Source organism: Stenotrophomonas sp. YJH_SMC_119, from assembly GCF_059368315.1.
Map to the genome: position 1 here is coordinate 36,352 of NZ_JCAFRP010000009.1, position 13,125 is coordinate 49,476.

The 13,125-nt window shown below is 66.5% G+C and carries 13 protein-coding genes and 1 riboswitch; of the genes, 8 read left to right on the forward strand and 5 right to left on the reverse strand.

Going from position 1 to position 13,125, the window contains the following annotated elements; translation table 11 throughout:
- Positions 1-17 precede the first annotated feature (17 nt).
- The 5 genes from AC5P6S_RS14395 (at position 18) to pnuC (ending at position 6,970) form a co-directional block, all read left to right on the forward strand.
- Positions 18-2,009, forward strand: coding sequence for a peptidoglycan-binding protein (locus AC5P6S_RS14395; protein WP_099526871.1), 1,992 nt, complete (start codon positions 18-20; stop codon positions 2,007-2,009).
- 246 nt (positions 2,010-2,255) lie between these two features.
- Positions 2,256-2,663 carry a glycine zipper 2TM domain-containing protein gene (locus AC5P6S_RS14400; RefSeq protein ID WP_005411889.1) on the forward strand — a complete coding sequence of 136 codons (408 nt, stop codon included), beginning with the start codon at positions 2,256-2,258 and terminating at the stop codon, positions 2,661-2,663.
- Between the two features lie 125 nt (positions 2,664-2,788).
- Complete coding sequence (locus AC5P6S_RS14405) at positions 2,789-3,913, forward strand: phosphotransferase enzyme family protein (RefSeq protein WP_065183501.1); 1,125 nt, start codon at positions 2,789-2,791, stop codon at positions 3,911-3,913.
- A gap of 123 nt (positions 3,914-4,036) precedes the next feature.
- Positions 4,037-4,132: riboswitch (TPP riboswitch) on the forward strand.
- Between the two features lie 70 nt (positions 4,133-4,202).
- On the forward strand, positions 4,203-6,392 hold the full coding sequence (locus AC5P6S_RS14410) for a TonB-dependent receptor (protein WP_235643433.1): 2,190 nt from the start codon (positions 4,203-4,205) through the stop codon (positions 6,390-6,392).
- Between the two features lie 8 nt (positions 6,393-6,400).
- Positions 6,401-6,970, forward strand: a complete 570-nt coding sequence (gene pnuC / locus AC5P6S_RS14415; protein WP_024956293.1) for a nicotinamide riboside transporter PnuC — start codon at positions 6,401-6,403, stop codon at positions 6,968-6,970.
- 104 nt (positions 6,971-7,074) lie between these two features.
- Here pnuC and AC5P6S_RS14420 read toward each other — a convergent pair whose 3' ends face one another.
- The 5 genes from AC5P6S_RS14420 to AC5P6S_RS14440 form a co-directional block, all read right to left on the reverse strand.
- Positions 7,075-7,491, reverse strand: coding sequence for an energy transducer TonB (locus AC5P6S_RS14420; RefSeq protein ID WP_012478756.1), 417 nt, complete (start codon positions 7,489-7,491; stop codon positions 7,075-7,077).
- An 84-nt stretch (positions 7,492-7,575) separates the two neighbouring features.
- Entirely contained in the window at positions 7,576-8,550 is a 975-nt protein-coding gene (locus AC5P6S_RS14425) for a Dyp-type peroxidase (RefSeq protein WP_049459760.1), read from the reverse strand.
- A 123-nt stretch (positions 8,551-8,673) separates the two neighbouring features.
- Complete coding sequence (locus AC5P6S_RS14430) at positions 8,674-9,042, reverse strand: VOC family protein (protein ID WP_024957754.1); 369 nt, start codon at positions 9,040-9,042, stop codon at positions 8,674-8,676.
- Between the two features lie 67 nt (positions 9,043-9,109).
- Positions 9,110-9,877: a helix-turn-helix transcriptional regulator gene (locus AC5P6S_RS14435; protein WP_049459761.1), complete on the reverse strand. Its 768-nt coding sequence runs from the start codon at positions 9,875-9,877 to the stop codon at positions 9,110-9,112.
- A gap of 121 nt (positions 9,878-9,998) precedes the next feature.
- The gene (locus AC5P6S_RS14440) at positions 9,999-10,574 is read right to left on the reverse strand and encodes an OmpO family porin (RefSeq protein WP_005411880.1); all 576 of its coding nucleotides are present in this window, start codon (positions 10,572-10,574) and stop codon (positions 9,999-10,001) included.
- Positions 10,575-10,780: 206 nt separating this feature from the next.
- On the opposite strand from AC5P6S_RS14440, the gene AC5P6S_RS14445 reads away from it, so the two are divergent.
- The 3 genes from AC5P6S_RS14445 (at position 10,781) to AC5P6S_RS14455 (ending at position 13,068) form a co-directional block, all read left to right on the forward strand.
- Positions 10,781-11,731: a DUF2268 domain-containing putative Zn-dependent protease gene (locus AC5P6S_RS14445; protein ID WP_032965489.1), complete on the forward strand. Its 951-nt coding sequence runs from the start codon at positions 10,781-10,783 to the stop codon at positions 11,729-11,731.
- A 214-nt stretch (positions 11,732-11,945) separates the two neighbouring features.
- Positions 11,946-12,218, forward strand: coding sequence for a hypothetical protein (locus AC5P6S_RS14450; RefSeq protein ID WP_005407606.1), 273 nt, complete (start codon positions 11,946-11,948; stop codon positions 12,216-12,218).
- A 157-nt stretch (positions 12,219-12,375) separates the two neighbouring features.
- A complete protein-coding gene (locus tag AC5P6S_RS14455; protein ID WP_044569346.1) occupies positions 12,376-13,068 on the forward strand; it encodes a L,D-transpeptidase family protein in 693 nt (230 codons plus the stop codon).
- Positions 13,069-13,125 lie beyond the last annotated feature (57 nt).

The window sequence follows — 13,125 nt, forward strand, 5'->3', positions numbered from 1 at the left end:
ACCCCGAGGAAAACGTCATGGCACAGCATGACTACAGCAGAAAGGAAGTCCTGGACATCGTCGAGCAGGTCGCCCGGCATAAAGGCCTTCCGGTCGATGACTTCATGCGCTTCGCGCACATCGAGACCGGCGGCACCTTCAACGAGCGCGCCCACAACACCTCGTCCGGCGCCAAGGGCCTGTTCCAGTTCGTGCCCGGCTCCGCGCGCCAGTACCACCTGACCGGCCACGAGTTCGACCCCACCCGCAACACTGAAGCGGCCGCGCAGATGTACCAGGACAACCTGGACTCGATGGCACGCCGCAACGAGCGCACCGGCAACCCCTACCTGTCCGGCGGCGACACGCCCACCGGGCTGGACCTGTACCTGGCCCACCAGCAGGGCAGCGCCGGCTATGGCTCGGTACAGACCGCCATTGCCACCGGCACCTTCGGCGTGGTCCGCAACAGCCACGGCGAAGAGATCAACATGCGCCGCAACGTGCTGAACCAGATCGGTTCCGACGCGAAGGCGCTGACCGGCCACACCCTGGCCGAGATGCGCGGCATGAACGACGGCGACCTGGCACGCACCTTCTCCAGCTACTACATCCACAAGTACGCGGCGATCAGCATTCCGGAAAAGAACATCGAACCGCAGGCGGTGGCGCAGGGCCAGGGCCAGACCCCAGCAGCGCCTGCACAGGCCAGCGCAGCCGTGGTGGCGGGTGCAACCACGCTGGCGGCAACTGCAACGGCGGCTGCCACACCGAAACCGGGCATCGAACTGCAGGCCGCCTACGAGGCCGGCGTGAAGTACGACCACGTGAAGTACGCCATCAACATTCCGGGTCACGCGCTGTACGTACCGGGCAAGACCGGCAAGAACGTGGAGCAGGGTTACATCGACTGTTCCGGCTGGGTCGGCACCCTGCAGAACCGGACCATGGACGAGATCAACCAGAAGGCCGGGCACGCGGTGTTCAGCAAGGCTGATCGCATCGACCTGGGCAACCTGGGTTCCGGCGGCATCGTGCGCAAGGCGTTCGACCAGTCCGGCGTGCTGCTGGACCGCGACGCGATCCTGAAGCCCGGTGCGCTGAAGGAAGGCATGATCATCGGCCTGGATACGGCCAGGACCCGCCACGAGCACTGGAACGGCATCGACCACATCGTGATGGTGGTGCGCGACCCCACCACCGACAAGCTGCTGATCAGCCAGTCCTCCGGCAGCAAGGGCGTGCACACCATGCCGGTCGAGGACTACCTCAAGCAGGTGAAGGACCACCCGAACTGGAAGCTGTACGCCTCCGATCCACTGTCCAAGGCGCGCGACCTGCTGGAAAACCGCACCCCGTCGCACGAGCAGACCCAGGGCAAGCCTGCCGCCGAGCACAAGGCCGCTGCCACGCCGCACGCCGAACTGTACAAGCAGGGCGCGCACAGCGAAGGCGTGCGCAAAGTGCAGGAACAGCTGGGCCACCTGGGCTACGTCGGTGCCGACGGCAAGCCGCTGGTCGAGGATGGCCGCTTCGGCCGCAACACCGACGCGGCGGTGCGCCAGCTGCAGAAGGACAACGGCCTGGTGGCCGACGGCATTGTCGGGGCGAAGACGCTGGAGGCCATCAAGGAAGCCCGCGAGCGCCCGCTGCTGAACGACGAACGGCACCCGCGCAATCCGCTCTTCATCCAGGCCAGCAAGGGTCTGGAACTGTTGCCGGCCGGCACCTTCAAGGATCGCCACGCGCTGGAAAGCGCCGCCGCGGCCCTGACCAAGGAGGCGCATGCCGCCGGCCTGCAGCGCATCGACACGGTGGTGCCCAGCCCGAACGGTGAACGCCTGTTTGCCGTGCAGGGCACGATCGGTGACCCGGCAGCCAGCCGCGTGGCGGTGGAGGCCCGAGCCGCCAGCGAGCAGAGCATCGCGCTCAGCAGCGGTGCCGTGCAGGGCGCGCCTAACGTGCTGCACCAGCAGCAGGACGCCCAGCAGGAGCAGGCCCGGCAGGCACAGAAGGCGATGGGCGTCTGAGCCCGCAACGCCTTGGCAGAGAAGGGAGGGCCACGTCCGCGTGGCCTTTTCCCTTTCTGCCAGCTGAGCGGCCGAGGCCGCTTTCAGCCTTGCTTCATGCCGCCTGCCGCTAGATGAATGCGCAAGCCGCACGGTGGACCAGGCAATGTTCCGGCAATGTTGGAACGCCAGCGTGGGCACCACGGCAGCCGGGCGCCCCGCGCCCTCCCTGCCCAGCGTGGCATGCACCTCACAGGAGAACCGAACATGCTCAGTACTTCCGCACTCAGCTTCCGTGGTCTGGCGATGGCTCTGGCACTGGTGGCCGGTGTGGCCGTGGTCAGCGATGCCAGCGCGATGTCGAGGAAGGACAAGCGCACCCTGGTCGGCGCCGTGGTCGGTGGCGTGGCCGGCAACCTGCTCTCCAACGGCGATCCCGCTGCAACCGTCGGCGGCGCCGTGGCCGGCGGTGCGATCGGCAACCTGACCACCTCCGACCGCCGCGACCGTCGTTACTACGACAATCGCCGTTACGACGACCGCTACGATCGCCGTTACGACCGTGGCTACTACCGCAGCGGTTACTACGACCGCGGTGACGACCGTCGCTGGCAGCGCGAGCGCTACTACGACAACCGCTACTACCACGACCGCGGTCGCCATCGCGGCTGGTAAGCAGCGCGGCATCTCCCATGCCGATGCACGGACGGGCGGGTCGATGACCCGCCCGTTTGCGTTGGCCGCGTGCATGGCGTTGAATGCGCAGCCTTGGATGTGACTTTCCCCACTGGGGCTGCGGCATGACTTCTTCCTCCCACCGCGTGCAGGGCCTCAACAACGACGAGGTTGCTGCCGACTGGCCACCTATCAGCGCGGCGGACATTGCGTGGCTGCGCCAGCGCTACCCTCAGCTGGACGAGCGCAGCCAACCGCGCTGGCACAGCCCGCGGCCGCTGTCGGCCGCCGCCATCGTCAACGGCGTGGACGGCGCGGTGTTCATCAAGCGCCACCACCACAGCGTGCGCAGCGCGGCCTGCCTGGAAGAAGAACACCGCTTCATCGCCCATCTCGCCGCAGCGGGCGTGCCGGTGGTGCAGGTGCTGCCGGCGGCCGATGGCCACACTGCGGTCGAGCATGGCGAATGGACCTTTGAACTGCATGCAGTTGGCATCGGCGAGGATCTGTACCGCGATACCGTGTCGTGGTCGCTGTTGACCGATGCCGCGCAGGCCCGCGAGGCCGGTCGCATGCTCGCCCGGTTACACCTCGCCGCCGCCAGCTACCAAGCGCCCCAGCGCAGCACCCATGTGCTGGTCGCGCGCGACGATCTGATCCGTGCCGACGATCCGATCGCGGCCATCAAGGCAGGGCTACACGAGCGCCCCGGGCTGGCCCGCTATCTCGCGCGCATTCCGTGGGAAGCGCAGCTGCAGCGTGACGTGCTGCCGTGGCATGCCGGCCTGGCCGAGCGCCTGCGCGATGAGCCACGGTTGTGGGCGCACAACGACTGGCACGTTTCCAACCTGCTGTGGCGCGATGGGCAGATCAGTACCGTGCTGGATTTCGGCCTGGCCTCGCCCACCAGTGCGCTGTTCGACCTCGCCACGGCGATCGAGCGCAACGCGGTGGCGTGGCTGGAACTGGAGCGCGGCATGGAGGCGGTGCGCATCGATATCGCGCTGGCCCTGCTCGACGGCTACCGCGAGGTGCTGCCACTGTCGGCGGCACGCGTGCACCTGCTGGCCGACCTGCTGCCGATGGTCCATTTCGACTTCGCACTGTCCGAAGTGGAGTACTTCGAAGGGGTCATCGGCTCGACCGCCAATGCCGACGTCGCGTGGCAGCCCTTCATGCTGGGGCATCCGGCGTGGTTCCACAGTGCGCCGGGACAGGCACTGCTGCAGGCGCTGCACGCGGCGGCGTGACCCGGTTGGCGCACCATTGGGGTCAGATCCCTTTCCTGCGGGAAGGGATCTGACCCCGCAGCCTGGACCCCGCAGCCTGAAGGACGCCGGCTCGCAAATCCGTACCATTTGTAGTGAAATGGTCACCTGAAGCGGGGGTGCCTGGATCTGCCAGGCTGAGAGAGTCCCTTGGAACCTGATCCGGTTTGCACCGGCGTAGGGAGCTTTGAGCCGCAGCCACACCCCCATCATGGGCCGGTGCACCTGCGCGCCGTCGCTTCGTCTCCCTTGTTGTCCGAAGACGAACCGAATGAACCGCTGCCTGCGCCCCACCCTGCTCTCCCTCGCCCTCTGCGCTGCGCTGCCACTACACGCCAGCGAGGCCGATGCGTCCCCTGATGCGGCTACCACCGGCGCCGAGCGCTCGCCCACCGAACTGGCGGCGGTACGCGTGCAGGCCGGCAAACCGAAGGCCGATACCTCACGCGTGAACGCCTTCGGTGGCGGCAGCTGGAAGGACACGCCGGCCTCGGTGAACGTGCTTGAGCGCGATTACCTCGACCGTCGCCAGGTGCGTTCGCTGTCCGAGCTGGCCAGCAACGATGCCTCGCTGGGTGATGCGTATGCGCCGGTGGGTTACTACCAGAACATCGCCATCCGTGGCTTCGCCCTGGACGCCGCCACCGGCTACCGCTTCAACGGCCTGTCCATCGCCGGCGAACAGCGCCTGGCGCTGGAGAACGTGCAGTCGGTGGAGATCCTCAAGGGTGAAGCCGGCCTGGCCGCAGGCGTGATGGCGCCGGGCGGCATCATCAACTACGTCGGCAAGCGCCCGGCCGAAGTGCGCACCGCCACGCTCGGTACCGATTCGGAAGGCTCGCGCTACGTCGCCGTCGATGTCGGCCACTGGATCACCCCGCGTTTCGGCCTGCGCCTGAATGCCGCATGGGATTCCAGCAACTCCTATGTCGAGCACGCCGACGGTCGCCGCAACTTCTACTCGCTGGCCGCCGACTGGCTCATTGGCGAGCGCGGCAAGCTGGAAGTGGATGCCAATTACCAGACCAGCTCGCAGCGTTCGGTGTCCGGCTACCAACTGCTGGGCGCACGCGACCTGCCGCGTGGCGTCGACCGCGAACACCTGCTGGGTTACCAGCCGTGGCAGCGCCCGGTGGATATCGCCAGCACCAACATCACCGCGCTGCATACCTACGACTTCAACGAGGCCTGGCAGTCGCGCATCTCGATCGGCCACAGCCGTTCGGTGATCGATGACAACGTCGCCTTCGCCTACGGCTGCTACTACGCCGTGCAGTGCGCCGATGGCAGCGTGCCGGGCAACTACTTCGCGCCCAACGGCGACTATGACGTCTACGACTACCGCAGCCCGGACGACACCCGTCGCAACCAGCAGGCCCGTGCCGAGCTGCGTGGCCGCTTCGAGACCGGCAGCGTCGGCCATGAGCTGACCCTCGGTGCCGACTACTTCCGCCGCACCGTGGACAAGCGCCCGAGCGTCAACGAGTACGTCGGCACCAGCAACATCCACGAAGCACCGGTGCCGGTATTCGCGCCGTCGCCGAAGATGCCGGGACCGTCCGCACGTCGCCTGGACAGCCGCCAGACCGCGTTCTTCGCGCTGGACCGGATCAGCTTCGGCGATGACTGGCAGTGGCTGGCCGGTGGCCGCTTCGTGCGCCTCGATGAGCGCGCCTACGACAAGCGTGGCACCCCGCAGCGGCACAGCCGCCTGTCGCGCTTCCTGCCGCAGACTGCGGTGGTGTGGAAGGCCACCGACCAGCTCAATGCCTATGCCAGCTACGTGCGCGGCATTTCGCTGGGCCAGGAAGCGCCGTTCTGGACCAGCAACGCCGACACCTTCCTGCCGTCGGTGCAGTCGCGGCAGCTGGAAGTGGGCGTGAAGTACGTGCCGGTCGAAGCGCTGACCCTGGGCGCGGCCGTGTTCCGCATTTCGCAGCCGTACCAGTACGCCAAGCCCGACAGCAGCGACGTCGGCTACACCTTCGTCGAGGAAGGCACGCAGACCCACACCGGCCTGGAGCTGACCGCCAACGGCCAGCTGACCGATGCGCTGCAGATCGTGGCCAGCGCCAGCGTGCTGCAGGCGCGCGCGCGCGACACCGGCACGCCGGCCTATGAAGGCCATCAGCTGGTGAACGTGCCGAAGGTGCGCGCCAGCGTGCACCTGGCCTATGCGCTGCCGTTCGTGCAAGGCCTGGACGTGACCGGCGGCTGGCGCTATGCCGGTGCCAACGTGGCCCGCGCCGACGGTGGCGTGCGCGCACCCGACTATTCAGTGTTCGACGCTGGCCTGCGTTTCCAGCATCGCCTGCGCGAGCGCGCAGTGACCTGGAACCTGTCGGTGGACAACGTGTTCAACCGCTTCTACTGGCGCGATACCGGCAGCAGCGGCGGTGACTACTACCTGTTCCCCGGCGCACCGCGACAGGCCCGCCTGTCGGTGACGTTCGCGCTGTGAGCGGCGTGATGCTCGAGTGGACCGCCGCACTGTGCAGCATCCTCGGCGTCTGGCTGATGGCCCGGCGCCGGCTGGCGGCGTGGCCGGTGGGCCTGCTGTCGGTGGCGCTGTATGGCCTGGTGTTCGCCGAGGCCAAGCTGTACTCGGACACCCTGCTGCAGGTCGCCTTCGGTGGTTTCCTGGTCTATGGCTGGCTCAACTGGCGACAGCATGCCGCCGATGAGGGCAGCATCCGCATCGTGCCGCTGGCGCGCGGCACGCTGCTGCGCGACCTGTCCATCGGCCTGTGCGGTGGCGTGGCGCTGGGTGCGGCCATGCACAGCTTCACCGACGCTGCCCTGCCGTGGTTGGATGCGCTGCTGACCGGTCTGAGCCTGGTCGGGCAATGGTGGCAGGCACGCCGCCACGTGGCCTGCTGGTGGGTGTGGATCGCAGTGGACGTGGTCTATGTGGGTGCGTACCTGTTCAAGTCGCTGCACGTGACCGCCGCGCTGTACGTGTTCTTCCTCGGCCTGGCCGTGTTCGGCCTGCGCGCATGGAGCGCCGCCGCTCGCGAGCCACAGGTGGCAACCCGGTAGAGCCACGCCATACGTGGCTGGGCTACCGGTAGTCGCCAACCTTGGTTGGCGTGCGTGCCGACCAAGGTCGGCATCTACCCAGAACATCCACGCATGGCGTGGATCTACTGGGTAAGCACCAAACCCAGCCGCAGCGGCTGGCGCATGTCGGCCGGTGGCGCGGCCTGCAGGGGTGCACTCTGCAGGGTCGCGCGCAGGGCGGCGTCGACCTGGGTATCACCCAGGCTGTCGAATTCCAGCTTCGAAATGCGGCCATCCGCCGCGATCCACACGCTCACCGGCAGCGGCGTCGGCGCGTCCGGATGTGCCTGCAGCCATTCCAGCACGCGCTGCGCCTGCGGGTCCTGCTCCTGCTGCAGGCGCTGCTGCAGCTGCCCCCCCACGGCGGCGGCATAGGCCATCCAGTGTGCAGGAGCTTCCTGCGCGGACACCCCGGCGCTCCCCAGTGCCAGCGCACCGAACAACGCGGCCAGTGGCCGCCACCAGCGGCGTGCACCGGTTGTGTTCCTTGCCATCGCCATCGCCCGCCCCTGCGCTCTCATCCAACGGCTGATGGTCGGTGCGGTAGATGACAGGCAGATGGCGGCCGCTGCTACCCGGCGCGATCAGTCGCCCAGGTCGGCCAGCACCTTGCGCGAGGGCGCGAAGAAGGTCACGCCGGTGGTGGCGGTGGAGAAGTCGAGGATGCGGTCGTGCAGCGGTGCGGGATTGCCGATGAACATGCGCTCGAGCATCTTCTCGATCACCCACAGGCGGCGCGTGTAGCCGATGAAGTAGGTGCCGTACTCGCCGCGACCCGGGTTGGCGAACGGCATGTTGTCGCGCAGGATCTCGTGCTCGCCGTCGGCATCCTCGATGGTGCACAGCGTCTTGTGCGACTTCTGCGCATCGGCCGGCGCATCGTCCAGCTCGATGTTGTCGTGCTTGGTACGACCGATGATTGCTTCCTGCGCCTCGGTCTTCTGCGCGCGCCAGGCATCGAGGTTGTGCAGGTACTTCTGCACCACCACGTAACTGCCGCCGGCATGTTCCGGATCCTCTTCACCCACGATGGTGGCTTCCGGCAGTGACAGCCCTTCCGGGTTGGCGGTGCCGTCGACGAAATCGAGCAGGTCGCGGCCATCGAAATAGCGGAAGCCGGCCACGTCATCGACCGTCTCCACCGCATCGCCAAAGGCCATCAGCAGGTTGCGCTCGAACGCCACGATCAGATCCATCGTACGTGCGCGGATGTGGTACAGCAGGTCGCCCGGCGTGGACACAGCGGTATGGGTCGCGCCCTTGATCTCGCGGAACGGCTGCAGCTCGCGCGGCGGCGTGGTGCCCACCAGCGGCTGCCACATGCGGTGGCCGAGGGCCACGTTGCAGGTGAAGGTCCGTTCGATCTCGCGGATGGCGGTGTTCTTGATCAGGTCGTCGGTGCTGGCCAGCACCTCGCGTGCCTTGGCGATCGACGCCTCGTCATCCTTCACCTTCAGCACCAGAAACGCCGCCGAATGGGTCAGTGGCGCGGTGATCTGCTGCGGCTCGTTGTCGAGCGTGTGGTTGACGGCGGTGATCGGTGCGGGCTGGGAGTTCACGGCGGTTCCTGCTGGCTTGAGGCGGGCGCATCGCGTGTGGCGATGTGCGGGCGATCATAGCGGAACCGCCTGACCGGGGACGGAGCGGTTCTCGTTCCGTCCACCGGCGAAGCTACGAAGGCCTCAGTCCACATCACTCCAGACCGCCAGTTCGTAGCCATCCAGATCGCGGAAGTGGAAGCGGCGACCACCTGGGAAGGCGAACACCGCCTGCACCACCTCGCCACCGGCGGCCACTACGCGTTGCTGCGCATCGGCCAGGTCCGCGCAGTAGAGGATCACCAGCGGCCCCCCGTGGGCACGCACCGCCGCGTCGGCCACGAAGCCACCTTTCAGACGGCCGTCGTCGAACTCGGTGTAGGCCGTGCCGTAGTCCGTGAAGCGCCAGCCGAACACCTCGCCGTAGAAGCGCTTGCTACGGTCAATGTCGGCGACGTTGAATTCGATGTTGTCGATGCGGCGTTCGGCATCGTGGGGCGCGGCAGGATTCATGGCGAGGCTCCGTGGTGGGAGCCCAGCATCGATCAATGCAGCACAGTGGTCTTGAACAAAACGGCCATCATTGTCCCCACTCCAGGCGCAGCTCGCTGGCGGTCATGCCCGCCAGTTCACGCGCCTCGCGGCTGAGATGGGCCTGGTCGGCATAGCCGGCATCAGCGGCCAGCATCGCCAACGAATGCAGTGGCAGCGCACGGCTGTGGCGCAGGAAACGTTGCAGCCGCAGGATCCGCTCCAGCGTCTTGGCGCCGTAGCCGAACTGCGACTGGCTGAAACGCCGCAGGCTGCGCGGGCTCAGGCCCAGGTGCGCCGCCAGCGTATCCAGCGTGGCATTACCCGCGGCGAGCGCCTGGAACAGGACATGGGCGCGCTGCGCCGGCGTATCGAGCGCGGCCGCACCCATGTGCTGTTGCAGGCAGTGCGCCATTCGCTGCAGGCGCTGTGCAGGCGCGGTGTCGCCGATGGAGGCCGCCGCCTTGTTCGCCCACGCGCCCTTCAGGTCGGCCAGTGGCACGGCCTGGCCGATGATCCCGGCCAAGGGCAGGCCCAGCGCGGCCAATGCCTGGCCGGGACGGAAGCGTGCGCCCAGCACCTGCGCACCGGGTGCCAGCGCCGGGTGCGCGGCCACGCGGTCCGGGCCGACGACGAACAGCGCACCGTCGCGCCAGAGGATATCCACGCAGCCATCGGGCAATACGGTGATGTGCCCATCGGCATCGGCAGGAAGCTGGCTCTGCCACAGCTGGCCAAAGTGGCCGCGCAGCGGCGCAGGCGCCAGATGCTCCTGGTAGGTCGTGCCGGTGCCTGCAAGAGAGGAAGGGTCGCCCATGCCGCATTGTGGCGCCACGGGGCCCATAAAAGTGAAGCCCGGCGCGAGGCCGGGCTTCGGTTGGCGTGTGGGAGAGAGAGAGTCACACGCCAGCACAACACGCACTAACGACAGGCGTTTGTTACCAGGTGAAGCGCGGGCCCACGAACCACTCGCGGTCGCCGGCCTTGGCCAGCTTCACTTCGCCACTCAGGCCCCAGTTCTGGTTGAACTTGGCGGTGGCGCCGACACGGCCATAGAACTCGCCGTCCGGGTTGATGCCGTGCTTCTTGGTGTAGTCCTCGTAGCCGGCCATCACGTAGCCTTCCACGTACGGGTTGAACGCGGTGCGCACGCCAACTTCGGTCGAGTAGCCGTTGAAGTCCAGGCCATGCTTCATGTCGAACTTCTGGTACGCAACGCGAGCCACCAGGTCGGTGTTCGGTGCGATGCCGTAGTTGTAGCCGGCGCCGATGCGCCACTGGTCGACGTCATTCTTGAACTTGTCGGTCTCCTGCGCGCTGTAGTCGCCGAAGATGTGGAAGTTCGGGTGCACCGCCACCGAACCCTTCACCTTCCAGCCATCGGCGTCGCCGCCCTTGGCATCGGTGTTCACGTAGCCGCCTTCAACATAGTTGTACGACAGGCCATCGGTTGCCGATGCAGCGAACGGCAGAGCAGCCAGAAGACCCAGGGCGAGCAGCGAATTCTTGTTCATCGGGACACACCTTTAATTATTTTGGTTTCGTCGGCCGCCTCCCGGGAGGGGGAGAGAGAAGAGGCGGTCGACAGGTGTGAATTATCCGTTAGGGGGTCTAATCAACCCTGAATATTGAACTGACTGGTGTATAAATAAGGCTGGCGTTCAGGGAACTCCGCATGGGACCGCTGTCGGCTTCTTACGCGCACCACGCTCGATGCGTGATGCGGGCACTGATCCTGATCGCCTCGCCGGTTGCGCTACTGCAGGCACAGGCCGCTGAGCGCATCGTTTCTGCCAGGCACATCGTCGTACAGACAGACGATGTCACGCGCTTCTTCAAGGTGCTGGACGCCAACCAAGGGCGCCCAAGCGCCGATGATCTGCAACACGGCTATCTGGATGCGGGTACGGATGCCCTGCGCAGCTTCACCGACCGCCGTATCGGCTCGATGGAGCGGCTGGCCAGGGCCATCCAGGACAAGCCGGCATTGTTTGCGAAAGCGAGAACCTGCGCGACCGCATTGCCATCGATCCGCACGCGCGTCGCCGCTGCCGTCGATCGACTTGGCGCCCTGTTGCCGTCTGCGCGCTTTCCCCCGGTCACCGTACTGGTGGGCCGCGGCAACAGTGGTGGCGTGACTACCGAAGCAGGTGTGGTCATCGGACTGGAAGCACTGTGCAACGCCGACTGGATGCAGACCGACGTAGGTGACCGCTTCGTGCATCTGATCGCGCATGAGTATGTGCACGTGCAACAGCCCGGTGCACGCGTGGACATCGAGCAGCCCACCCTGCTCTATCAGACCCTGCTGGAAGGGGGCGCCGAATACGTGGCCGAACGGATCTCCGGGCAACCGGCCAACGCGCATCTGCAACGTTGGACACAGGGTCGCGAGTGTGCGCTGGAGCGCGCGTTCCTGCAGGACAGCATGGGTACCGATCTTTCAAGGTGGCTGTACAACGGTCCCGGCGACGATGCGCGCCGCGGAGATCTCGGCTACTGGATCGGCTACCGCATCGCCCATGCCTATGTTGCGCGCGCGGCCGACACGCGCAGCGGCGTCGCCGAACTGCTGGATGTCCAGCCTGGGAACGCTGCAGCGCTGCTGGAAGCAAGTGGATGGCAACCTGCGTGCGGAGCAGGCGGAAGCACGCAGACGCGCATGCCGTGATGCCGGCTTCATGCAGGTGAATGGGTAACGTTTAACAGACACAAGGCGCTTCGCCGATGCAGATCAGTTCGCTAGATCCCGCTTGTTAAGGTTTGTTGATCTACAGGCCTTCACAGCCCATCCACGTACTCAAATTCCAGCTGAAAGCACGGGCTGGCGCCGGGAACAAACGCCGCTATATTCCAGCTTCCCCAGACGAAGGAGGGAGTTGGAAATGAAACTGACCAAGCAGCACATCAACGCAGCACGCGCCATCACCGTCGCCATCGTGGCCACCGTAAGCCTCGGCGCTTGCGCCACCTACAAGGACGAGTTCGCAACCATCAACTCGCGCCTCGATCAGCTCGACGTAAAGGTGCAGGGCGCTGCCCAGAGTGCCGAGTCCGCCAACCAGTCGGCGCAGCAGGCCAACCAGCGTCTGGACCAGATCGAAGGCCGCGTACAGCAGCTTGAAAGGGCACCGGCCGGTCGCAAGCCGCGCGGCTGATAGCTCCCTCATCCTTTGAATTGATCCACCTCTGTATCGGGAACCAGTGGCCTTCGCCGGCCACTGGCATCCTTCCACCCAGGATTGCATTGCAAGGAGCCGTCCCATTCGTACCTCCTCCTCCCCTGCACGCCGCGCCCTCCATGCCGCACTGGCGATGGCACTGGCCGTTGCGTGTAGCGGCGCAGCCAGCGCCAAGGGCAAGGACAAGGAAGCCCCTGAACAGCGAATTGCCGCCGTTGATGAACTTCCACCCGACCAGAGCGTGTCCGAAACAGTGATCGAGCTGGCCGGCTGGGTGGTTGCCAGCAAGGACAACCAGGGCTACCCGTTCGCAATCATGGACAAGGCCGCCGCGCAGGTCCTGATCTTCGGCGGCGACGGTAAGCTGCGCGGCGCGGCACCGGCGCTGTTCGGTTCGGCCATCGGTGATCACTCGGCCCCTGGTGTTGCCAAGCTCGCACTGAGCGCGATTCCCGGCCATGACCGCACCACCCCTGCCGGCCGTTTCATTGGTGGCTACGGCCCCTCCGACGATGCCGGGCGCGTGCTGTGGGTGGACTACGATTCCGCCGTCTCGATGCACCCGCTGCCGCCAGGCACCCCGAAAGAGAAACGCGCCCAACGGCTGGCAACGCCGACGCCGGACGACAACCGCGTCACCCACGGCTGCATCAACGTCTCGCCCGCGTTCTACGAGCAGATCGTGCAGTCCACGTTCGAGAAGGGCGGTGTGTTCTACATCCTGCCGGACAAGGATTCGATCGCGAAGACGTTCCCGGAGTTCGCGCAGAGCCGTGCCGCCGCAGATGGCGACGAGAAGAAGACCGCACAGCATGCCGGCGAGTAGAGCGTTCCTGCATCCGCCTTTGTCGCTGCGGCGCACGCCTTGACCGAGCCTGCCCGC